We start from the raw sequence: 23831 nt of genomic DNA on the forward strand, positions 1-23831 counted from the left end.
ATCAGTTACAGCCGCAGCCGCCTCCTGCCGCTGCGCCCCCGCCGGACGAGCCTTCCTTAGAATGGTGAATGTGATTATCGAGTGAGGCTTTCAGCGGGTCGGCATCCCAGGCCATCACATCGTGCGCGAGGCGCCCGCGATCCCAGGGCTCAACGGCAGAGCAGCCCGAAAGAACAGGTAACAACATAGACAGCAGACCTGTAAACAACAGCGGCTTCATCCAAATATCCTGAAGTCAGGTACGTTAAGTGGGTAATTGTCAGCCAACGAGGAGCTGCCCACGCCCATCAGATTTCGTATGGCACGGTTAACATGCTGCGGCGTGAGAATCTCGCCTGCGGCATCCGGCTGCCCCGTCGTAAGATTCACCGGCTGAGACAAAAACTCGGTGGTTGATGCACCAAACACACGGCCGCCGCTCGATTCAGGCCGCAGAACCAGCATACTGGTCACTGGCCAGTGATCCTTCCCGTTACCTGAGTTGTAATAGGGCGTCCGGCCAAAGTCAGAGCCGACAACGACCGTCGTGCGATCGGCAATACCGGCGTACTGCAATGCCACCATCATAAAGTGAATGCCTTCGAGCAGGTCACCGAGGTCTGGGTAGGCATTGGCATCGTGGTTTCCGTGCGTGTCAAAACCACCAAAGTTCAGGTTGGCACTGGCAGTCAGACCCGCAGCCATTGAGGCAACGACCACCTCGGCCTGGCTCTTGAGACTGTTGGCGCGGTTAGTGTTCCAGTGATCATCGCGCAGGACATTCGCCTGAAGATCATCCAGACGCACCGTCAGCTCACCGAGATTGCTGTCAGTATTACGGATACCAAACAGCTGCTGTAGCTGTTTACGTCGTAATGGCAGTGGCTCGCTATCCAGCTGACGCTGTATGCGTGCCCGCTGTGCTGCCTCAATATGGGAATACTGATCCACCCCACGGTTAGCGGTACGGAAGTGAAAGCCGCGGTCATCGTAGTAGCTGTTCGGGTCAGCAACTTCACTGACAAACCCGGCGCTACTGGCACGGGCTCGTGCAACCAGTGAGTCTGTAAAGTCATACCCACCGTTACTGATATAAGCCATCGGCAGCGTCGGTGCGACCGATGCCGCGAAATACGCGGCCAGGCTGGGGTAGCCGGTCTCATCGTTACCCGACCAGACGAAACGGTTGCCCGTATCGTGATTGTTGGTACCGGTATCGATGCCGTTAATCACCGTCAGCTTATCGCCATGCGTGGTGAAAAAATCGTCGAACTGATCATTGATGCGCTGACGCACCAGTTCATCATTAGAGACCCCTTCAGGAATGGCGCTCCACTGAATATTCCCGAAGGTTTTATTACTGTCGAGATCAACCGAATTGGTTGAGCCTTCGTAGCGGTCTGAGCGATCCTGATAGGCTTGATTAAGCCCCTTGGGGTCGCATATCGATGTCGGGTCCCAGCCACCGCTGGCATTCACCACAATCAGAAAACGATCAGGCGCCGCCGCCTGTACTTTGGGTGCCCACAAAGGTGCCTGTGCAGTCAGGCCCGCGGCCGCCATCATCTGCAGAAAATTACGACGTTTCATAGCGGCCTCCTTATTCGTACACGAAACGGTAGTCAGACATGAGATAGGTCAGCACCGCCATCCAGGCACGGATGCTGTAGTGCTCATCCTGCTCAATGCGTTCTTCTGATGACAGGTCGCCATCTGTACGCCCGTCAGCCTGACGAAGCCAACGCGCCCGACACTCCCATTCAAGCCAGTCACTCGGTTGCGGATCATACTGCTCCCGGTTGGCCAGCATGGCCTGACCTTCATTCAGTACCGCCAGGAACAGGTCGTAAGTCGCCTGTTCTTCAACACTTCCCGCACTGATGTCTTCACCCAGTAGCACCCAATGCAGATAGCGGATGTTTTCTTTGATGCGATCAACGGCTGAGGGGTTAGCCGCTCCCTCGAGGTCGAAAGGCAGCGTCTCAATTTCTACATGCGGAAAGAGACGGCGTTGCGAGGACGCATTAAGGAAATCATACGCCGTTGAGCGGCACGCCATCTCGGTCGCCATACGATTCTGAATCGCGATAATCAGGCCGCCCGGCTCACGAATCCGCTCCGTCACGCTGTCCGAGTCCATACCACCGTACATAATGCGGTTATCTTCCCAGCGCAGTTCGTCCCAGCCAAAACCAAAGATCGCCTGCAATTTGGTCTGCATCTGTTCCGGACTGATGAACTGACTGGCACCAATATGATCGTTCACCGCCAGCTCTTCCGCATTAACGCTCGCGGCACGGTAGTAAGGGCTCATGATCAGGGCTTTTACTGCGGCCTTGATATCCCAACCATCCGCGACCATGGCATCCGCCACACTATTGAGAATGGCGCGCTGACTGTTATACGCCAGCTTTTCATCGTCGGACGCATCGGCCGACGGTGCGGGGAGCACCTCCTGGCCAATCATGCCTTCATAGAGCGTGCGTACCGTTGCGCGGGCAAATCTGGGATCGGCTGCAATCTCATTGCCCAGCCATTGCAGTAAAGTGCGGAACTGGCCTTCTGACCCTGAGAGTGGTGCCTGTTTGCCACCCAGCCCCGGTGGCTCAATATCCGAACCATCCCAGTCATTCACCGAAGAGCTGCCCGTTACGATATATCGCCCACGGTCTGTCCAATGCTGGAATGAAGAAGACACGGGGTCCATAACCTGATGGCAGGCGTAACACGCCGGATCGAGGAGAGTCGGGTTGCTGACGCCAGAACCAATACCGTCCTCAGGGCGATCCCCCTCGATGGCCAGAATGTCGGTATCCAGGAAGTAATCGAACACGATACGCGCGCGATGACGGTTTCGGTTGGTTCGCGTCGTCGGGTAGCGGTTCAGAAACATTGGAGAGGTGAGAACACCGGCATGAGGAATCCCCCCTAACTCGTATTCAAGCTGCTTTGTAACACGAGCAGGGCGGAAGTCACTCGGGTCATAGTAAATCTGCACGCCATCTTCATCACACACGGGCTCAGCCAGCTGACGGAATTCGCCGGACTCAACCAGCTCTGCTTCATACACCTGCTGACTGTACCAGTTCACCATCATGAAATCGGCGGTCATATAGAGAGTATGAGGAAGGTCATTCATCGCTGCGTATCGGATAAGCTCCAGAGGTTCGCGAGCCACGGAATCGTTGGTCACATTGCGCACGCAGCGACGGATACTGCTCTGCTCGTCCGCGGCATACACATCGTTGTACCATTTACGGTTCGGGTAATCGTCGCTGTCGAGCAGGTTGATGCCGCCTTCATTCAGATTACTGGAAAGGTACTTGTCAGTGAGAAGCTGCTCATTAAAAAAGCCCATCAGGTTGTCGTAAAAACCAGGCTCCAGCTGCATAGCGTCTAACGAGGTACTGAGACCGGTATCTGCACTCTCTGCAACCTGAGCTAACTCAGTTCCAGTAGGCAAACGCCCCACCAACTGAAGTGATGCTTTGCGCAAAGTCAGTGCAGCAGACTGGTTTTCCACACCCTGAATGGTGGCCAGCGCATCCGCGAGATTCTGGCCATTGAAAGCGTACAGGATGTATTCGGCGGTGTCCGAAGCACAGTCATCGACGCACGCTTCGACATCACCAATAGGCATCGTACGGCTGATTTCATCCGTTAACACCGAAAAAGAAGAGCAGGTCGCGCAGCCGACCAGAGAGGGGCCGACAGAGGTACCGTTACCATCCAGCCCGTGACAGGACGCACACATCTGCTGATAGTGTGCATGCCCGGCGGCGTTGTAGCCATCATCGGCAAGTTCACCGCTGTAGTTTTTATCGCACCCGGCCAGCCAGAGAATCGCCACCCCGACTGCCAATAATTTTAGGAGATTCATATCGTGTTCCGCGAGGCGTGCGCCCAGTTCCTGTTAACCGCCCGATGTTATAGCAGTGGCCCTGCCGAAAAAATGTGACCCGCTACGAAAAACCCTGTTTAGCACAGGGATACTTACTCTCCGATGACACAAATGCGCCAATCGCATCGATATGCCGTAATCCTGAGACGAATTACGCCGCTGGTAAGTTGAATAATGAACAGTGTGTTCATCCAAAGTCGGGATGCTCAGCCCAGGGCGCATCTATATACTGTCGGCCTTAGTAATGAGGACCGCCATGTCAGCCCGCAGCCCCTTCTGGCCTCTTGTCGCCGCCGCCACCACCCTGATCGTCGTTCATGGGTTTGGTCGTTTTATTTATACCCCTTTGATCCCACTGTTAGTAAGTGATGGTTTACTTACTCTTCAGCAGGCAGCACAGCTGGCTACCTGGAACTATGTCGGCTACCTCGCGGGCGCCATGGTCGCACTTTTTGCGTATCAGAGTGGTTGGGGACGGAGCGCCCTGCTTACCGGCGTGCTCGGCAACGCAGTCATTACACTGCTGCAGGTCGGCGGCGATTACTTCCCATATATGGCGGGCCTCCGCCTCTTCAACGGCATCACTAACGGAATTGTTTTTGTACTCGCGCCGGCACTGGTGCTGGAATGGCTGGCGGTGCGCAACAAGGCGACGTTAAGTGGTCTCATGTACCTGGGTGTTGGCGCAGGCCTGTTGCTCAGTAACCAGATCGTTGAAAGTACCGCTATCTGGCTACAAGGCAACGACCGCTGGATACCCGCCGCGATGATCAGTATTCCGCTGGCGCTCTGGTCCGGTATTTACCTGTTCCGCCTCAGCTCAGGCGATGCACCTGTCAGCCGCGATGATCACTCTGCTTTATGGGATAAACAGAGTACGCCATTGTTTTTATCCTACTTTGGTGCGGGTCTGGGCTACATATTACCGATGACCTTCCTGCCTGCGGTTGCTCAGGAGTGGAGTATCGACGTGACGCCCAGCCCCTGGCTGATCGCCGCGATCGCATCCGTGCCATCGATCTTTATCTGGAATTCTCTGGGCAATCGCCTGGGCGACCGTAACGCCCTGATCCTCAATTACGCAGTTCAGGCCGCGTCGATTATGGCGATTTTTATCCTGCCTGCGAGTGAAATGGGCCTCTGGCTATGCGCCGCATTAATGGGGGGCAGCTTCCTCGGCGCCGTCTTCCTGACCCAACGACTGGCCCGTGCAATGCACCCACATCAGGGGCCACGATTGAGCGCTGCCCTGATTGCACTGTATGGCGTTGCTCAGCTGCTCGGGCCTATCGTTGCCGAAGCGGGGATTCATATGGGAGCGACCTTATCGTCGACCTTTATCTGGGGCCTGGGCGCCTGTGTGTGGGCATTATTGCTTATGCTCAGAGTTCCGGTGCAGCCTCGCTAACCCCAACTGCAGCCCAAACAGTTTCAATAATTGGTTAACCGTCTGAATCGTCGGATTGGCTTCATCGGACTCAATCGCAACAAGGGTTCGCCTGGAAAGACCACATAGCTTCGCGAATTCTGCTTGATTCTGCTTTGCAATATTGCGGCGTAGCACCCGTATTGCGCCGCCCAGCGACAATTCACCAGCACCAACCGAGGTTTCAACCCAGTTCAGAACCTCTGTACGTGACATCGTTTTAAAATCGGGAATATTTTTTGTCATGACAAAAAAGTTCTCATAGCAGTCCCCAGCGCTTCAGGCGGTCAGGCACCGCATTCAGATTGAGGGCGTGTCGCTCAATGTTCATCACCTCTGCAGGCACTCCTGATTCACTGGCATACACAGGCAAATCGAAGAGTGTTAAGGCAAAATCTCGCAAACCAGCCCATAATCGTGCTGCGTTGAGATTGGTTGCAGCGGCTGCTTCGTCGCAGATTTCCCGCCAGCGAAAATTACCACCCACTTCATTGTCCACATGCCAACGGCTGGTACGGGTAATACCTGCTTCATCAAGTACCATAGGCGCAAGATCGTATACCGGAGCAAGGTAGACCCCGGAATTCTGCCGTAGCACAGACGTATTGCGACCGTGGTTATCACTATTGCCCAAAACCACATTGAGCAGGTCTCTGCGCAGGTATTCCTGCACCATGCTCTCTACTTCATCCGTCTGATCGTACTCATTCCACAGATGCGCAAGCTGCTTCAGGTAGGTCGAGTGCGCCACTGTCGCGCCCGGCTCAATTACGCCGGCGATAGAATAAAGAGATTCCACCGCACATCTTTCCATTCCATCGTGGCCTACAACCCGATCAAATCTCGGCATCCACAGGCTCGCTGTTTTGCTCTGAAGTCGACCCGATTCAACATATAAATCCGACGAGATAACATCGAATCCTAACCGTCCAGCCACTTGATAGTAAGCATGTTCGGTCTCCAGAATCAGGCGGTCGCTTTCCAGAGAATTCCCCTGCCTTGAACTGCGGCGCGGGAATTTTACAAGAAAATGCTCTCGAGCCTGCTCATCCGGCAGTGAACCATCGGGATAATAAAGACCGTCACTAGCGAGAGTCAGCTGGTATTTAGGCGCATCACCGCCGGCACCGGTAGCTCCACCCACCGCTGCTCCATACGACCTGGCGTAATCAAGAAATTCTGTTGCCTGCTCAAGCACTTCAGACATAGGAAATCCGATCAGTTGAAAATCAGAAGTGTCGGTCACGCTTTCTTTAATACGCAGATTGCCGACTGGGGCGCGGGTACAGTTGGCTAATAACTGAAAATCATATCCGGGCTGCTGGATGTCCGGCAGGTTGAGCTGCTGCCCCCAATAACGGCGGGCGGCTCCCATAGGTATAATATCCAGCAGAAACGCGGGCCAATGGGATGTCTCATGCGGGAAGAAGTCGAGCGGAAAACGGGCGCTAACCAGTGCAGCAGGGTTTCCCTGAAATCGTGCAACATATCCGGCGTCGTATTCCAACGTAACCGCACCATGACGGCCAGCCTCCGGATCACTAAAATAGAGTTCGCACGCATCCTGCCAGGCACCACTCAGATAGGTCTGAACTGTTAGTTGCGACATATTTCACCTATCCACAATGAGCATGATAATGCACTATTAATACAGAACCAGCATTAAATGTGCAATATATGACTCATTTGGTCCATTAGGCGCAGATAATGTGAATTATAGTGCTCACCATACTTATGCACTGTGTCATCCCAGCATATTCTCCTTCCCACACATAGGAGAAGACGTCGAAACTGATCAACAGAACAGCTGAACCGCAGGAGCATCCTGATGCTCCACGATCCAAGTATCATAAGTCGCGTGAAGGTTAATCCACAAAGCAACACCGGAGTTAACCCACCCGCTGAAGTCGCAGGCGATTAACACCGGAGGATACGAAAGAGAGGTGCAAGCTAAGCGCCCGGTCAGGCGCTCATTTTGCCTGCGAGATTACGCTTCTTCAGATGAATCAGAATCTGGCTGATCGCTGCAGGCGTAATGCCCGAGATACGTGATGCCACGCCCAACGTAGCGGGGCGCACGGTCGCCAGCTTCTGCTTCACTTCGTTCGAGAGACCACCGATAGCTTCATAGTCGAGGTCTTCTGGCAGCAGGGTGTTTTCGTAGCGACGCAGCTGCTCGATTTCTTCCAGCTGCCGGTTGATATAACCGTCGTATTTAGCCTGAATCTCAACCTGTTCTGCGACCTGAGGGTCAGCAACGGCGTCACCCTTAAGAGGCGCGACCTGTGAATAAGTCAGGCCCGGACGCTTGAGCAGATCGTGCAGATTGTATTCGCGGCTGATGGCCGCTTCGCCCATGCCTTCCAGCGCAGTAGCTTCTTCTGTCTTTGGCTGAACCCAGGTGGTTTTTAAACGCTGAGCCTCGGTTTCGATGGCTTCACGCTTGGCAGTGAACGCCGCCCAGCGCTCATCATCCACAAGACCGAGATCACGGCCAATTTCGGTTAGACGCAGATCAGCATTATCTTCACGCAGCACCAGACGATATTCAGCGCGGGAGGTGAACATGCGATACGGCTCTTTGGTACCCATAGTGATCAGGTCGTCGACCAAGACACCGATGTAAGACTGGTCACGACGCGGTACCCAGGCGTCTTTCTCGAGTGCGCGCAGTGCCGCATTAGCACCGGCCAGCAAGCCTTGCGCACCGGCCTCTTCATAACCCGTGGTGCCGTTAATCTGGCCCGCAAAATAGAGGTTATTCACAAACTTGGTTTCAAGGCTGTGTTTGAGATCCTGAGGGTCGAAATAATCATATTCAATGGCGTAACCCGGACGGGTAATGTGCGCATTCTCGAAGCCCGCCATGCTGTGGATAAGATCCAACTGCACGTCAAAGGGCAATGACGTCGAAATACCGTTCGGGTACAGCTCGTTGCTGTTCAGGCCTTCGGGCTCAACAAAAATCTGATGACTGGTTTTATCCGCAAAGCGCGTAACTTTATCTTCAATCGACGGGCAGTAACGTGGGCCGACGCCTTCAATCACGCCCGCAAACATGGGCGAACGGTCCAGATTCGCGCGGATAATGTCGTGGGTACGCTCGTTGGTGTGCGTGATGTAGCAGCTCACCTGTTCTGGGTGTTCATCCACAGAGCCCATAAAAGACATCACTGGCAGCGGTGTATCGCCCGGCTGCTCCTGCATCACAGAGAAATCCACAGAGCGACGATCAATGCGCGCAGGCGTGCCGGTTTTCAGGCGACCCACATTAAACGGCATTTCACGCAGACGTTTTGCCAGCGCAATCGCGGGCGGATCACCGGCACGGCCACCTGAGTGGTTTTCCATACCAATGTGGATAAGTCCGCCAAGGAAGGTACCCGCAGTCAGAACAACGCTGGTCGCATGAATACGCATATTGGTATTGGTGACCACACCCGCCACGGTCGAACCCACACCGTCACCCTGCATAATCAGGTCGTCACAGGCGGCCTGGAAGATATCCAGGTTCGGCTGGTTTTCCACAATATGGCGGATCGCACTGCGATACAGTGCGCGGTCAGCCTGGGCACGAGTAGCACGCACGGCCGGGCCTTTGCGGCTGTTAAGTGTACGGAACTGAATACCGGCTTTGTCGGTAGCACGCGCCATGGCACCACCCAGAGCATCAATTTCTTTCACCAGGTGGCTTTTGCCGATGCCGCCAATGGCCGGGTTGCAGGACATCACACCCACGGTGTCGGTGTTGTGGGTCAGCAGCAGTGTCTTCGCGCCGGTACGCGCCGACGCCAGCGCCGCCTCCGTACCTGCATGGCCACCACCAACAACAATCACGTCATAACGAACGGGATAATCCACAACACACCTCAATTCAGTTGTTCACATCTGCCGGGCAGATGAAAAAGGGCGCGCATTGTAACACCACTACACACCAGCCGATAGATACTGTTTGAATTTTAACCAAAGAGTTTATTCACACCGTACAATACCGCTGTATAGAACGGGATAAGGATTTCCACAGGTCAGGAATAATTTGACAAAACCCAGCAATAGCAAGGGTTATCAATGTGGATAATCCTGTACATTAATGTGGATATTTATTGAATGATTTATCAGATATTTTAGTTATCCAGAAGATTAAACATCTTTTCCTGAAACTTTATTCAGGTTTTCTACAGACTTATTCACAGCTACTCGGTGGGTTCAGCTGTCTCGTCGGTTGTTTCATCCGTTGCCGTATCAGTCGTGGTATCGGTAGTCGCTGTTGCCGAGGTGTAGCGCGCATACAGAAGCTCTTCTTCTTTGCGTATGAACAACTCCAGCTCGCCATTGGCGTTAACCGAGGCATAGCCCGGCGCGTTGGTGACGTTAAAACCGGGACAATTCTTACGCTCTGACAACTGAACGGTGTAGAGGTTAACCTCTTCATTGAGAATCCGGATCGTCCCACGCGTCGTGCAACCGGTTGCCGGGGTTGCAACACTGACCTCACGGAATGAAAGCTCATCGCCCACCTCTGTCAGGTAAAGCTCATAGCCGGTCGACATCCACTTGCCACGCAAGGTCGCCAGCCGCGAGTTCGTATCCCAGGTACCGTCGTTACTCAGTGTAAAGCCGCCCGGAGCCGTGTCGCTATCATAGTCACCAACAAGCGTGTCATCGGTTGTCGTCGTCGGATAAAGCAGGCCAGAAAGCGTGAAATCTTCCGGCGCGCCCCCTGCAACAAACTGGTTCGCTGCAGTGTCACTGGTGGTGTAGGAGTAACCACTCAAGGTCATTGTCGCTGTAGCACTATCGTTATCGAGTGCCACTGTGCCGTAAAATGCGATGGTTTCATCAAAGCCGAACACATTGCCGTTATACATCAGCATCCTCAATGCCCCGGCCTGATCAAGCTGACCATTCCACAAACCGTTCAGCCTCAATGTCGGATCAGAGACGCTATCGCCCTGATCGTTAACAATGTCGTCCGATTCCTCTTCCTCCAGGCAGCCAGTCGCAAACAGAGGTAGCAGTATGAAAATAAGCACGCGTAACATGGTCAGTCCTGATCGAGTCAATCTCACCAAAGCTTAGTTCATCTGCCGGATTTTTCCGGTAAAGAACGGGAGACAGGGAGGCACCATGTCCGAGACGCGCGCCCAGCTGAAACATATCGCTATCGACCAGATTCAACAGGCGAATCTGGCGGCAGCCAGCTTTCGTGAACTCGGCAAGGCAGCGGGCATCAAGTCCAGCTCTGTGCACTACCACTTTCAGAGCCGCGAGCGACTCCTCACTGAGCTACTGCAGGATTACGACCTCAAGTTCTTCAGCGAATTGGATGCTGCCACTGCAAGTACGCATCGCCCGCGCCAGCGTCTGGGCGCACTGATAGACGTGTTCGAGAGCTATCATAAACACCGTCGCCAATGCATGAGCCTGGCCTACGCCGCGTCACCTCATGAGCTCAGCGACGCCAGCCTTGGCGCTGTGAATACCTTCCTGGAGCACATGGAGCGCTGGGTCGAAGACGCCCTGCAGAAAGCCAGCCTGTTGCCCATCCCAAAAGACGAGCTCGCCTGCGTTATCGTTTCAGCACTCGAGGGCTCACTACTCTTCGACCGCCTGAGTGATAATCCACGACACCTCCACGCTGCACGCAGCTGGATTGCCTCACTCAGCAGCTACTGACTCTTTCTGGCACTTTTCGTGGCCCGAAACGACACATAAAACAGGGCAACTTTGTCCGAAGTCCACCTGTCACAAGCCTTATACAGCGACTATCGTGGTTAACAAATGCACAGATAATCACTGAGCTAACCGCAGTAAGGCAGGTAAATCATGACTAAGACAGCACGCGAAATCAGCGCTGATATTGAGTTTCCTGGCCGCAAAATGGACTTTGGCTTCGACTTTAAAGACTTGCCTCGTTACTGGAACGATAACGACGCATTCAAAACGCATTTTATGAACGCGCTGTCCTGTCTGTTTCTGGAAGGCGAGCGTATGTTCATCGATGCGGTGCGCGACAGCCAGCATCTCGTCAAAGATGAAAAGCTCCTGTCTCAGGTGAAAAGCTTCATCAAACAAGAAGCCATTCACGGACATGAGCACCACAAATTCAGTGAATATCTGGACTCCATGGGCTATCCGGCGACCAAAGTGGAAGACTTTGAGCGCAAAGAGAAGAAGCTCATGCGCAAATACATGCCTGCGCGCCGTCGACTGGCGATTACCTGTGCCGTTGAGCACTTCACCGCCATTCTGGCGCATCAGGTACTGACCAATCCGGAAGCCACTGAAGGCATGGACCCACGCTTCAAAGAAATGTGGACATGGCACGCCATCGAAGAAACCGAGCACAAAGGTGTATGCTACGACGTTTACGAACAAACCGGCGGCGGCTACTGGCTGCGCGTCTTTGCCATGTTTAACGTCACCTGGATGTTCCTGCTCCGCACAGCCATTGTGCAAGGCATCTTCCTGTGGAAAGACGGCAAGCTGTTTAAACCGTCTACCTGGAAATCAGGCTTCAACTTCTTCTGGAAGAAGCCCGGGCTGATCCCGAGCATCTGGAGCGACTACAAAGATTACTACCGCCGCGACTTTCACCCATGGGATCACGACAACCGTGAGCTGCTGGGTGAATGGCAGGCGGGCCACGATAATTATAAGACTGTATAAAACTATGACTGATAAACAAGCGACCGCCCGCAATGTGAGTGCGGGCATTGAATTTCATGGCCGTAAAATGGACTTCGGATTCGAATTCGAAGATCTGCCGCGTTACTGGTTCGGCAATGACGCCTTTAAAAGCACCCTGATGAACGCGCTTTCGTGCCTGTTTCTGGAGGGCGAGCGCCTGTTTATCGATGCAGTCCGTGACAACGAACACCTGGTGAAAGACGAACGCCTGCAGAAGCAGGTGAAGAATTTCATCAAACAGGAAGCGATTCACGGTCACGAGCACCATATGCTCAGCGAATACCTCGACACGCTCGGCTATCCGGCGACAAAGGTAGAGGCTCAGGAACGCGCAGTAAGACTCTTCCTCAAAAAACACGTCCCGGCGAAAGACCGGCTGGCCATTACCTGTGCGGTAGAACACTTCACCGCCATGCTGGCGCATCAGATGCTCACCAACAATGAGCTGACCGACGAGATGGACCCTCGCATCCGCGAAATGTGGAAGTGGCACGCCATCGAAGAGACCGAGCACAAAGGCGTCTGCTTCGACGTGTATGAAGCCATTGGCGGAGGCTACTGGAAGCGGGTTTTCCACATGGCCACCATCACCATGACCTTCGTCATGCGCCTCAGCACAGTACAGGCGTACTTCCTGTGGAAAGATAAGCAGCTGTTCAAATGGTCGACATGGAAATCCGCGTTCCGCTTCTACTGGAAAACGCCTGCGCTGATCCCGACCATCTGGAAAGAATACAAAGACTACTACCGTCGCGACTTCCACCCATGGGAGCACGACAACCGCGAACTGCTCGAAGGCTGGGAAGCCGAGCACGACAACTACAAAGCGGTGTAAATCAATTCGGCGGCTACCTCAAAGTGGCCGTCAATGTCTTACCTTATTTGCCTTTACCAGACACCCGTTTTAGACTCGCTGCAACCGGGCCAGAACCCGGCACCTCACATGGAAGTATGGATATCCCAGCGTCATGGCCGATTTCGAACTAGAAGACCTTCAGGGCAACCGTTACCGACTCCGACGCGGCTCAGGCCCCGGTCTGTACCACCCAGAGAACCTCTGCACGGGTGGCAACTTTGATGCCGAACGTCTGCTTGGCCACTTCAGCACAAGCAATATCGACGACAGCTTTAATCACTTCTATTTTGACGTACTGTCAAAGTTGGATGACCGTCCGTCATGCCCGCGGCAAGCGCTGACCAAAGCCATCGCGGCCAACTACCTGACGCTCGAAAAAATCGATACCGCTCGCGCAGTCGACGACGAAGTACCCGATGATCGTCCATTCCTGCGTGTGCAGATAGAAAACGCCCTGCGTCAGATCGTCGAAGGCGAACGCCGTGAAGCCGCCATGCACCAGCGCCAGATGGATAAAGAATCCACCGTAATGAAAGGCCTGATCTACACAGGCGCCTTCATGACTGGCATCGGCTCATCCGCCTGGGGCCTCGCAGTACAGGTAAAAGAGCTCAGCGACGTCATCAACCCATTTAAGAAAATGGAACACCATGCCAAAGCACTTCGTGCCGCATGGGAGTCAGATGACTTCGCAGATACCTACGCCGAAACTTATCTGAGCGGCGAAAAACGCGAACTCGTTGAAGCCATCGGCTTCGACCCAAGCCAGATCACCCAGCAACAGATCGACGAAGCCATCGCCATGACCGATCTGGTGCTCAACGACGAAGCCCTGCGCGACATTTTATATCGCTTCGTCAAAGACTACGCCGAAGCCCAACACGCTATCGAAATCACCGAAGTCGCAGGCTCCGGCGCCTTTGAATTAATCCTGACCATCATCGTTGCTGCCGTCACCGGTGGTGCAGGTGTGGTTGCCGCCGTTGGCAGCAAGATGCACCTGGTGCGTAAGTTCAACAAAGTCGGTGACCTGTTAGCTGATTTTGCGAAAGCAACCAAACGCATTAAGAACCATAAAAAAGCGTTCAATGGAAAGAACACCGGCCCAGGCAAGCTGGAATCCGTCGATGGTTCGGTGAAGAAGACCGATGCGCATGGGGCGGAAAGCGGAAATAGCAGCCACGCTGATGCCGAAGCGGCTAAGTCATCCCCGGATGCCGAAGGCGCAAGTCACACTGAAGCCAGTAAAACCTGCACCAATGGTTGTCCGATCAGCATGGTTAATGGTGAAGAATTACTGGAACTGGTCGACTTCGAAATGGCAGGCCCGATTCCTTTCACCTGGAAACGTGTCTACCGCAGCAGCAATCTCAAACAGAATAATGGCCTCGGCTATGGCTGGAGCTCACCATTAAATCGCCGCTTATTTGTAGGCCAACAGGATATTCAGTACTTCGATGACCAGGGTCGATCTATTAATTTCAACCCGGTAAATGTCGGCGGCAGTTGTCGCAACAGAACTGAAAAGTTAATCCTGACCCGCACAGCAGAAGATGAATATCAGGTGGCCAATGCCAACGGCCAGGGCATTACATACCATTTTTCCTCAGGCGCTGCGCGCGCTACCTATCGTATGACGCGCTGGACGGATAACAGCGGCCATCAGGTGAATTTTGAATACCAGAATAATCTGGTTAAGCGCATCACGACCTCTGAAGGCGAAGAGTTACAGCTGACTCACGATAACAAAGGTCATGTAACGGCCGTAGATCGCGTATTCCGCCCTGAAAGCCGCCCACAATATGTGAGCCGTCAGGTTGCCTATGAGTTTAATGAAAGCTCAGATCTGATTACCTCATTTGATGAAATGGGGCATACCCAGCACTTCCGCTACGAGCAGCACCTGATTCAACAGCGTACGCTTAAGTCTGGCTTCAGTTATTACTTCGAATGGACGCATATCGGTCCGGATGCACGCTGCCTGCGTAACTGGGGCGACAAAATTAATGGCGAGCACGTCTACGACTATAAATTCGAGTGGGATCTGGATAACCGCACCAGCCATGCGACCGACTCCCGTGGTGGCCGCCTTTCTTACAAATTTAACCGCTTGGGTCTGCCTGTCTGGATTCGTCAGCCAGAAGGCGACGAAACACGTTACGAATACGACCGCAGCGGTAACCTGATCAAACTGACTGATCCGGCCGGCAACACAGAGCTGTTCCAGTACAACCACAATGGTCACCTGATCAGTCACACCAATAAACTGGGTTACACGCAGAATTTCCGCGTTAATGGTACTGGCCAATTAATCGAAGCCAAAGATCCGACCGGAGCAACATGGCAGCGTAAATACGACGCGCAAGGCCGTCTGATCAGTACCGCTGATCCAGCCGGGCGCTCCGTGCGAATGGATTACACCCCAGAAGGGCTTCTTGCGGGTGTCACAGATGCTGACGGCAACAAAACCAGTTATGTCTGGGATAACCACCGCCGTATTACTGCCGTGCGCAATCCATTGGGTTCGCATACCCGTTACTCCTACAACGAACGTGGACAGGTTACGCGGGTGGTTTACCCGAACCAGCAATCGCAGAACTTTGAATATAACGATGCAGGTCAGTGCATTGCGGTAACTAACAGCGACGGCAGCCAGACCAATTACCAGTACACACCACACGGCCAGCTCGCGGCTGTGTCAGATCATACGGGTCGAACCACCCGCTACGAATACGACTGGCTATCTCAGGTCAGCCGTCGTGTAGACGCCAGTGGCCAGGCGTTTAATTACCACTACGATGCTGAGCGGAACCTTGTTGGTTTAACCAACGAAAATGGCGAACGTTACCAGCTGAAATACGATGGCAACGAGCGCCTGATTGAAGAAATTGGCTTCGACGGCCGGGTACAGCGCTACCAGTACGATATTGCGGGCCATCTGATTCAGAGCGAAGAATACCGCTACATAAACAGCGAAATTCTGCCGGTAACCCGTATTGCCTACCGTCGTGATGCCGAAGGTAAATTGCTGTCTCAATGGCAGGAACTGGGCCGTGGTCAGGCTGTAAATCAACTGATTGCCGAATACGATTACGACCCGGTAGGCCGACTGCTCAGTGCCAATAATCCGCACCGCCAGCTTAGCTGGGCCTACAGCCCGACGGGGCAGGTGATCAGTGCGATGCAGGACAAGCACGAGCTGATTCATAATTACGACAGCTCCGGTCGTCGCAGTGCGACGCAATTGCCGGGTGGTGATGCCATCCATTACGGCTTTAATCCGTTAGGTCAGACCGCATCGGTTCACTGGAACGACCAGCTGATCGCAAGCTTCACTCACGACGATGCGGGCCGCGAAGCGCTGCGTCAGTTAGGTAATGGCTTACAGCAAACTCAGAGTTTTGATCCGCAGGGGCGTTTACAACAGCAGACCCTGATGAAAGCCGGTGCCACCGACGGTCACCAGCAACCACTGAACAAACGTAGCTACCACTACAGTGCAGCAGGGCAGATCAGCCAGATCGACGACCAACTGCGCGGCAGCACCCAATATCATTACGACCAGATAGATCGCCTGATACAGGTCAGCGGCCCGCAGCCAGAACAATTTGTACATGATCCTGCGGGCAACCTGCTTGGCTCACCGGACGAAGTAAATGGCCAGAGCCGCAGCGGGCAAGTCACCGGTAACCGCCTTAACTTCCAGGGCGACCGTCATTATAGCTACGACGACCAGGGTAACCGCGTTGAAGAACGCCGTGGTAAAGACGGACGCCAGACCACGCGTTACCGCTACGATTATCAGAACCGACTAACCGGCGTCGCTAAAACCATTGGCGACACCATGCGCATTACTGAATATCAGTACGACGCACTGGGCCGCCGTATCCGTAAGGTAAATAAAGACGAATCAGGCAACGTCATCGGCGGTACTGAATTCTACTGGAATGACGACGTACTCCTGAGCGAACAACCGGCAGGCATCACCGCTGAGCAGCAAGGCAACAGCAAGGTGTACGTTTTCGAGCCGGGCACCTTTAAGCCACTGGCGTTTGTTCAAGGCAGTGAGATCAACCACTACCACCTTGACCACCTGGGCACACCACAGGAAATCACCAACGCCAATGGCGAACTGGTCTGGACCGCACAATACAAAGCCTACGGCTCGTTAGCGCTTGCCGCTGTTCAGCAGGTCGAGAACAATCTCAGATTCCAGGGGCAGTACTACGACGAAGAAAGTGGCCTGCACTACAACCGCCACCGTTACTACGACCCGGAATGCGGCCGGTTTATAAACCAGGACCCGATTGGGTTATTGGGTGGGGATAATAACTACCTGTATGTGCCGAACCCGGTTACTTGGGTGGATCCGTTGGGGTTGAGTTGTAAGGAAGATTGTGACTCTAAAATAACAGGGCTAACTGCAGAACGAGCAAATAAAAAGATTCTTGACTCGATCGCAAAATTGAAAACTTTGATTGATCGAAAGATAGAAAGCTTAACTGCATGGGATGATAAAGCTAAATCAAACTTTAAAACATGGTTTGGAACAGACAGTGATGAAGCAAGAGACTTGATTGCAGAAAGGCTTAAAAAGACTAAAGAGAAAGCTGATAAGTTAACTCTAGATAACTTTTTAAGAGCTGAACCCGGAGAGGATGAACCTGGTTTGTATGCTTATGTTTATCCAAATGACAATTCGAAAATATATCTTGGGCAAGAGTTTGGGCATGCTCCAGTTTCTGGTTATGATTCGACAGCTGGTACTTTGGCGCATGAAATATCTCATTTCAACGATGTCGGAGGAACCGATGATCATGTTTATGGCCAAGTGGGCGCAATCAGATTGGCAGATCAGAGTTCTGATAAGGCTCTTGATAATGCTGACAATTATCAGTATTTCATTGAAAGCGATAGCAGAGGTGAGTGAGGTTTCTATGCGTATTGATATTGAATACAATTCGATTACGGGGTTGCTTGATATTAATTACCATAATGTAGGGAGTTCTACCTACTTTTTGGATAAGAACCTCGCTTTTGTTGATGGGAAATACCGAACCGATTGTCTGGAGGTTACATCTGGCGAAAGTGTCATACAGAGAGTTAGAAAATTTAAGATGGTTGCCTCAGATTACCCTGATGGTTACGTGGAAATCGGTCCGAATGAAAGCTTTAGATCAAGTCTAGATTTATCAAAAAACTTCCTCATTCCTGATGGTCGAATTGTGTCTGTGAAGTACGATGGATTTAATTTTAATCCGATAGCTAATGAACTCGAGCATTTGATATCAAATACTATTTCGGTTGATCTTAGAAATCATGATCTTTGAGTTAGTGACCACTCCATTGGACATATATAGACGATCACGCGGTGTCAAGGGATGATTCGGCCCTGGCACCTACATCCCCCTGATTATCCCGCTTACTACTAGTAAGACTACTACTAAGACAGTCACGGTTAGAGAGAGTAGCTGGTTTCCGAGGCGTAAAACTTACCGATAGAAAAAAGGTTGTGGACAGCTAGCCTGCTGGAAAATTTTTGTGTCTTATTAGGCAGAAATCGCGAATTGGAAGCGAGTGAATGTCCCAGAGTTCTCTGATGATCTTACGTTGTGAGGAGTTACTTCAGGAAAGGCGCAATTTACAGGCGGCAATGCCAGCAGCCCGCCTTCGCTCCCGCTGATCATCCCAGAATTGGCTGAGTTTTGATTTTACTTCGTGCGCGGCACCTACAATACCTTTGAACTCCGATTCGAAGTTTTGGGTGATGTATAGCCAGTGTTCAGCATCAATACCCAAGCGATCCATGATTGCCGGTTCAGCCTCAGAGATTGATCCTCGTTTATTTTCTCTGATCTGTCGTCCTGTCCAGTCTACGAGCTCCAGGTAGTCTGTCAGACGCATCTGTATACCTTCAGGCATGTCTTGGCGAGGGTTCCCAGCAAAGGGAAGTAATCCATATGCTTGCTGTTTGAGGTGATTTGGTGAATAGGTTTCTTTCGCTTTCTGAGCGCGTTTTTTAACAGAAGTGTGCTCTGATTCTTCCGGAGTTTTAGCCATCGCAGCACGTACGGGATTCAGATCGACATAGGCCATGCAGGCCGCTAGCGCCTTTTCATCCAGTAACGCTTGAGACTTAAACCGGCCTTCCCAGAAATGGCCGGTACACTGATCTTCTTCGTTGGCAAGCCTAGCTACCGTTTCGTTCAAGCGTCGCATGAACCAGCTGATACTCATCAGGCGTTCTCGCCATTCATCAATACGTTCATCCAGTATGGCTTGCTGTGATGCCGACAGGTCTTCGCCTCGCTCGAATTTCTTTGACAGTAACGTTCCTTGATATAGCTGGTGCCAGCGTTGAACGACCTCCAGGCTGGTTAGGCTTCTGGCGCGCTGTTGGCTGACATGGAGAATCACATGGAAGTGGTTCGACATCACTGCATAAGCGGCGATATCAATACAGAAAATTTGTGACTGATCCAGGATGAGTTTCTCAATCCAACCACGACGATGCTCGAATGAGCGTCCTTCAGAGTCGGTTCCGCATAGAAATGCGCGGCGTACGCAACGGGCAACACAGTGGTAGTAGGGCGTAGCTTCCATAGAAACCAGCTGCTTCCTTGGCTTTGGCATAGAAAATCAGGCATTCTTCTTAGACTCTTAGGACGACTGTCCAAGACTCTAAGAAAACCGATGCGCATGGGGCTGAGACGGGAGAGGTGAGTAAGCCTGAACCCGCAAAAACACCCGACAATACAACGGAACTAGAACCCGGAGAAAAAGGTAGCTGGAATAAAGCGCTCAATGGTGAACTAAAACCGAACCATAAATACAAAGTTGGTGAATATCTGTATGAAACAGATAGCGAAGGCCGTGTAACTAAAGTCAGCGGTAAACTGGACTTAACTAAGCGTGATCGAAATAAGTACCAACAAGGGAAGGCTGGCAAAACTGCGGGAATTAAAGATGGCCTCGACAAGGATGAGGGTGGCCACCTGATTGCATCCATATTCAACGGCCCTGGCGAGCAGGTTAATTATGCTGCAATGGATGGCAATCTAAACAAAGGTGCGTGGAAGCGGATGGAGAATCAGTGGGCAGATGCTTTAAAGGCAGACCCTCCTGAAGTTGTTGAAGTTGAAATTAACATTGTATATGAGAATGGATCAAAAAGACCTGAAGCATTCGATATATTTTACGAAATCGATGGCGAAGAGTATGCTAAATCTTTCACAAATTCTCATGGGGGAATATAGAATATGACAAAATCAATTGATGAGCTATATCTAAGCATAGCAGATAATATTTTAGGGAATGTTCCGGATGACTGGAAGGAAGCTACCTTAAATGTGGAACGTGATGCAGAAGATGCAATCGGTGTTAAAGGTGGATTTATCGATAATTCTAATGAGTTCCATACTTTTAAATTCAGAAATTTTGATCGTCGAATATTTTCAGACTTCCATGAGATACACTCTATCACGACGCAAAATGATAAAAGTAACTGGAACCGAGCAAAATACACGCTGATGCCATCCGGAGATTTCACTATAGACTTTGAGTGGGATCAGAGCATAGCTGATGAAGTCGAAGCCAACTCCTGAGTAAATTCGGGCAAAATACTTCGTTTTGCCCTCTCTCCCGGTTATCTCATCTACTCACTCAGCGACCTCGCCAACACATTCGTAAGAATGCACCACTTCTCCAGAACACTTCGCGCCGCATGGAAGTACGATGACATCGCTGGTACCAAACCTATTTAGATGAAGAAAAGCGCAGACTTTTTGAAGCTAAGTTAGACTGTGCACTCAGGCAAACTCTCACCGGTATAAAGAAAGGCTCAGGGTTCTGAAGGTGCTGCAGCTCGCTTGGCAGATGATGATGGTGGCCATATTGTTGGTCATAGGTTCATGTCAGACCAAGGCGAAAAGAACCTATTTCCTCAGAAATCAAATCTCAATCGTGGTGCCTATAAGTCCAAAAAGCAGTTTATACTGACGGAAGCAAAAGGCCAGATAATTTCATTGTTAGAGAAACAATCGATGTGAAAACCTCGAAGAAGATATTTAAAAATAAACCTGGTGGATAGTTATGAGTAGAACAATCGATGACATTTGCCTAGAAATAGCTAAAGGAATTTCTGACCAAATTGATGAAAACTGGGATCAGGCCTGTATAGACGTTGAGTTTCTGGGAGACTATGGAAGCTTCGAAGGCGAATTCATAAAAAACAATGAATCACAATCGTTTGAAGTTGCAGATGAAGCATTTGATCTTTTTGAAGAAATCTACGACATCACTCAAGAAAATCCAAATAACAAATGGAACCGAGCAAAATTCACACTAATGCCATCTGGAGATTTTACTACAGACTTTGAGTGGGATCAGAGCTTAGCTGATGAAATAGAAGCCAACTCCTGAGTAAAGTCGGGAAAAATGTTTCATTTTTCGCTTCCCGACCATCATCGTTCGAAGTTATATATCGCATAGGAACAGGCAGGCCAAATCTTACCAACTTTAAAAATCAGCCTGTAGGTTAAATAAGTATGTCTATTGACGATTTATATCTTTCGATAGCAAAAAATATTGTCAATGCCATTCACAATGATTGGGATGAAGCAGTTGTTGATATTGAGAGGCCTGCAGAAGATGTAATTTCATTTTCAGTGAGTTATTTTTTGAATGGTGATGAAGAGTACTTGGACTTTGACGATATTGATACTCAACAGCTAACTCCAGACGGTAATAAAATGAGTCAGTCATATACGAAATCTAACCAGAAGTTATTTGACGGTTCAGAACAGGAATTTTTTTCAGAAAATTACAAGATGAATATTTCAGATTCATTGAAAATATCTCCTAGTTCTCTTGCTCCTCTCTCTAGGCTAGTGAAATTTAGACCTGACGATGTTACAGTGGTTGTAGGGGGCCGAGTAATGTCCTTCGATAATGAAACACTATACAGAGGGACCAAAAAGGGTACCGATCTATATTACTTTGCTCCAAATGAAGAAGAAAATTTATACATATTCTCTCTCGGAGAATTTCAGCCGGGTAGGTTTATCTGTATATATAATGGAAAAATTTTTTCCGGCTAGGTAACATCAATTCTATTTTGGTTTGGCTTGCTATGAATAATAAAAGTATCCAAGAATTTTCTTTAAAGATATCAAACCTCGCTAGCCAAGGCCTTTGGTTTCCCAACAGCTCAGAAAAAATGTCTGGCGTTGCTGTCGAGCCCGAAGTCACTGAAATTCAAACTTATATTAACGCCAGAAAGGGGTTTGACCGAGGCCTAATCGATGAAAATCGTCTAAATAACCTCCCCGGCAGTTCACTTAAGCACTCTATTTCTGATCGTGCACGTGGTGCTCTGATTGGTACAGCCGTCGGGGATGCTCTCGGCACAACTATTGAATTTTCTACACCAGGTACCTTTGAACCAGTTACCGAAATTACTGGCGGAGGCCCCTTCAAATTAAAATCTGGCGAATGGACTGACGACTCCAGTATGATGCTATGTCTCGCACACAGCCTGACGCGAAAGGGTACGTTTGATCTAAAAGATCAGATTGATTTGTATGTAAAATGGTGGAAAGAAGGCGCATTTAGCGTTACAGCCAGCTGCTTTGATATCGGCATGACGGTCCAGTCTGCGTTACAGGAATATCAACAAACAGGTAATCCAGAAGCTGGCCCTGACGACCCCTACAGTGCAGGAAATGGTTCTCTTATGCGACTGGCTCCGATCCCCGTCTTCTTTCATAGCAACTTTGAAGAAGCTGTATATTATTCAGGAAAGAGCTCTTTAACTACCCATCGTGCTACTGAGGCGGTAGATGCCTGCCGCTACTTTGGAGGATTAATATGGGGAGCACTCAATGGTGCATCTAAAGATGAATTGCTGGATGACCTTTATACTCCTGTTCCCGGTTATTGGGATAAAAAGCCTTTGTGCGACTCCGTGGCTGATCTTATCCGCAACGAAAATTATAAATATAAATCAGCATCAGAGGTTCGCGGGTCTGGGTATGTCATGCACTCGCTTGAAGCAGTTTTATGGGCCTTTTCAACAACGGACACTTTTGAGGAAGGCCTGCTAAAAGCTGTCAACCTTGGTGAAGATGCCGATACAACAGGTGCAATATTTGGTCAGATTGGTGGGGCATATTATGGTGAACAGGGAATACCTCAGCGCTGGGTTTCTAAAGTAAAACATAATTATTTTTTCTACATGAAGGCTGATGAGCTAATAAAGATCAGCTCTTAAGCTATCTAGTAACTGGGAAGTATAGAAGTAGTTGAGCAGATGACATGGAAAATTTTACTGTTTATATAGTGAATCAAGATGAGAGTACTTTTTCTCCAGTTCTGACCAAGGCGAAAGGAAAAGATGAATTTTGTATTACTGCATCTACTGAACCAAGCAGAGTCAATTTCAAGAACTTCTCTGTATTTGAAATAGAGTTTAGTGAGCTTCAAAAAATGACACCGGAGAACATTGGCATACTCTTAATCACTGAGAACGGCGGAAAGTACTTCTCCCCGCAATCCTAATGAAATTAGCTTTCTGCATCTTATGTAGTAGATTTTTATGACTTCAAAGCATCACCAGGCCATCCATATTTCTGCACAGTTCGCCGTCGATGAGCTTAAAAATTACCTTCGCGATAAAGAAAGTTTTCCATGGGCTCTATCGGTCCTTAAACAGCTTGATTTTATAATTCTCCACGCAAGAAATGGGATAGATCCTGCTGAGAAGCTAGAAGGTCGACCCTTCAACTTCGGCATCATCGCTTCTCGTAATCTTGCCTCACCAGAAGAACTGATACTTCAAGACAAGCTTTATCAGGTGTCGCAACTTCTCATCAAACTTCATACGACTTCGTGATACGGCAGTATTCTACATAGCGGCTTTCGCGATACGGTTAGGAATAGCACTGCCATTTGGCAACTTGAGTTCGGTAAATAAGTTCATT

General features: G+C 50.7%; 21 protein-coding genes and 1 pseudogene. 14 read left to right on the plus strand and 8 right to left on the minus strand.

Translation table 11 applies throughout. The features are described 5' to 3' along the window. Position 1: 1 nt before the first annotated feature. From B3007_RS00080 to B3007_RS00090, 3 genes are read right to left on the minus strand one after another with little or no spacing between them, the layout of a single operon-like run. Positions 2-220 (minus strand): DUF4266 domain-containing protein, encoded by a 219-nt coding sequence (locus B3007_RS00080; RefSeq protein WP_068441915.1) that lies wholly within the window; start codon positions 218-220, stop codon positions 2-4. After that, positions 217-1569: a DUF1501 domain-containing protein gene (locus B3007_RS00085; protein ID WP_301377736.1), complete on the minus strand. Its 1353-nt coding sequence runs from the start codon at positions 1567-1569 to the stop codon at positions 217-219. Before B3007_RS00085 ends, B3007_RS00080 begins: the two co-directional genes overlap by 4 nt. A 10-nt stretch (positions 1570-1579) precedes the next feature. Beyond that, on the minus strand, positions 1580-3859 hold the full coding sequence (locus tag B3007_RS00090) for a c-type cytochrome (protein ID WP_301377738.1): 2280 nt from the start codon (positions 3857-3859) through the stop codon (positions 1580-1582). A gap of 277 nt (positions 3860-4136) precedes the next feature. Between B3007_RS00090 and B3007_RS00095 the strand changes: the two genes are divergently transcribed. Continuing rightward, a complete protein-coding gene (locus tag B3007_RS00095) occupies positions 4137-5288 on the plus strand; it encodes a YbfB/YjiJ family MFS transporter (protein ID WP_301377740.1) in 1152 nt (383 codons plus the stop codon). On the opposite strand, the gene B3007_RS00100 is transcribed toward B3007_RS00095, so the two are convergent. The 4 genes from B3007_RS00100 to B3007_RS00115 form a co-directional block, all read right to left on the minus strand. Next, entirely contained in the window at positions 5250-5552 is a 303-nt protein-coding gene (locus B3007_RS00100) for a helix-turn-helix transcriptional regulator (RefSeq protein ID WP_297533642.1), read from the minus strand. The genes B3007_RS00095 and B3007_RS00100 overlap by 39 nt on opposite strands. A gap of 13 nt (positions 5553-5565) precedes the next feature. Next, the gene (locus B3007_RS00105; protein ID WP_301377742.1) at positions 5566-6915 is read right to left on the minus strand and encodes a type II toxin-antitoxin system HipA family toxin; all 1350 of its coding nucleotides are present in this window, start codon (positions 6913-6915) and stop codon (positions 5566-5568) included. Between the two features lie 353 nt (positions 6916-7268). After that, on the minus strand, positions 7269-9167 hold the full coding sequence (mnmG, locus tag B3007_RS00110; RefSeq protein ID WP_301377744.1) for a tRNA uridine-5-carboxymethylaminomethyl(34) synthesis enzyme MnmG: 1899 nt from the start codon (positions 9165-9167) through the stop codon (positions 7269-7271). A gap of 332 nt (positions 9168-9499) precedes the next feature. Next, on the minus strand, positions 9500-10348 hold the full coding sequence (locus B3007_RS00115) for a hypothetical protein (RefSeq protein WP_301377746.1): 849 nt from the start codon (positions 10346-10348) through the stop codon (positions 9500-9502). Positions 10349-10433: 85 nt separating this feature from the next. Here B3007_RS00115 and B3007_RS00120 point away from each other — a divergent pair, with 85 nt between their 5' ends. From B3007_RS00120 to B3007_RS00140, 5 genes are all read left to right on the plus strand, one after another. After that, positions 10434-10982: a TetR/AcrR family transcriptional regulator gene (locus B3007_RS00120; RefSeq protein WP_297533654.1), complete on the plus strand. Its 549-nt coding sequence runs from the start codon at positions 10434-10436 to the stop codon at positions 10980-10982. Positions 10983-11132: 150 nt separating this feature from the next. Then, entirely contained in the window at positions 11133-11975 is an 843-nt protein-coding gene (locus B3007_RS00125) for a metal-dependent hydrolase (RefSeq protein WP_297533655.1), read from the plus strand. 4 nt (positions 11976-11979) lie between these two features. After that, positions 11980-12831: a metal-dependent hydrolase gene (locus B3007_RS00130; protein WP_068441939.1), complete on the plus strand. Its 852-nt coding sequence runs from the start codon at positions 11980-11982 to the stop codon at positions 12829-12831. Between the two features lie 133 nt (positions 12832-12964). Continuing rightward, positions 12965-17782 carry a M35 family metallo-endopeptidase gene (locus tag B3007_RS00135; protein WP_301377749.1) on the plus strand — a complete coding sequence of 1606 codons (4818 nt, stop codon included), beginning with the start codon at positions 12965-12967 and terminating at the stop codon, positions 17780-17782. Further along, positions 17733-18182, plus strand: coding sequence for a hypothetical protein (locus tag B3007_RS00140; protein ID WP_301377750.1), 450 nt, complete (start codon positions 17733-17735; stop codon positions 18180-18182). Before B3007_RS00135 ends, B3007_RS00140 begins: the two co-directional genes overlap by 50 nt. 295 nt (positions 18183-18477) lie before the next feature. Here the strand turns inward: B3007_RS00140 and B3007_RS00145 are convergent, their stop codons facing one another. Beyond that, positions 18478-19485, minus strand: a complete 1008-nt coding sequence (locus B3007_RS00145; protein WP_301377751.1) for a transposase — start codon at positions 19483-19485, stop codon at positions 18478-18480. A gap of 86 nt (positions 19486-19571) precedes the next feature. Here B3007_RS00145 and B3007_RS00150 point away from each other — a divergent pair, with 86 nt between their 5' ends. From B3007_RS00150 to B3007_RS00180, 8 genes and pseudogenes are all read left to right on the plus strand, one after another. After that, a complete protein-coding gene (locus B3007_RS00150; RefSeq protein ID WP_301377754.1) occupies positions 19572-20108 on the plus strand; it encodes a DNA/RNA non-specific endonuclease in 537 nt (178 codons plus the stop codon). Positions 20109-20111: 3 nt separating this feature from the next. Further along, positions 20112-20456, plus strand: a complete 345-nt coding sequence (locus B3007_RS00155) for an immunity protein YezG family protein (RefSeq protein WP_301377755.1) — start codon at positions 20112-20114, stop codon at positions 20454-20456. A gap of 252 nt (positions 20457-20708) precedes the next feature. Next, positions 20709-20900: pseudogene (locus B3007_RS15595) on the plus strand (DNA/RNA non-specific endonuclease); the annotation flags it as partial. A gap of 43 nt (positions 20901-20943) precedes the next feature. Then, the gene (locus B3007_RS00160; RefSeq protein ID WP_301377757.1) at positions 20944-21273 is read left to right on the plus strand and encodes a hypothetical protein; all 330 of its coding nucleotides are present in this window, start codon (positions 20944-20946) and stop codon (positions 21271-21273) included. 125 nt (positions 21274-21398) lie between these two features. Further along, complete coding sequence (locus B3007_RS00165) at positions 21399-21950, plus strand: hypothetical protein (RefSeq protein ID WP_301377759.1); 552 nt, start codon at positions 21399-21401, stop codon at positions 21948-21950. A gap of 32 nt (positions 21951-21982) precedes the next feature. Then, positions 21983-23122, plus strand: a complete 1140-nt coding sequence (locus B3007_RS00170) for an ADP-ribosylglycohydrolase family protein (protein ID WP_301377760.1) — start codon at positions 21983-21985, stop codon at positions 23120-23122. 44 nt (positions 23123-23166) lie between these two features. Continuing rightward, positions 23167-23409: a hypothetical protein gene (locus B3007_RS00175; RefSeq protein WP_301377762.1), complete on the plus strand. Its 243-nt coding sequence runs from the start codon at positions 23167-23169 to the stop codon at positions 23407-23409. Positions 23410-23446: 37 nt separating this feature from the next. Further along, the gene (locus B3007_RS00180; RefSeq protein WP_301377763.1) at positions 23447-23743 is read left to right on the plus strand and encodes a hypothetical protein; all 297 of its coding nucleotides are present in this window, start codon (positions 23447-23449) and stop codon (positions 23741-23743) included. Positions 23744-23831: the final 88 nt, after the last annotated feature.

The organism is Thalassolituus sp. UBA675 (assembly GCF_002297765.1).
Classification (GTDB): domain Bacteria; phylum Pseudomonadota; class Gammaproteobacteria; order Pseudomonadales; family Oceanobacteraceae; genus Thalassolituus.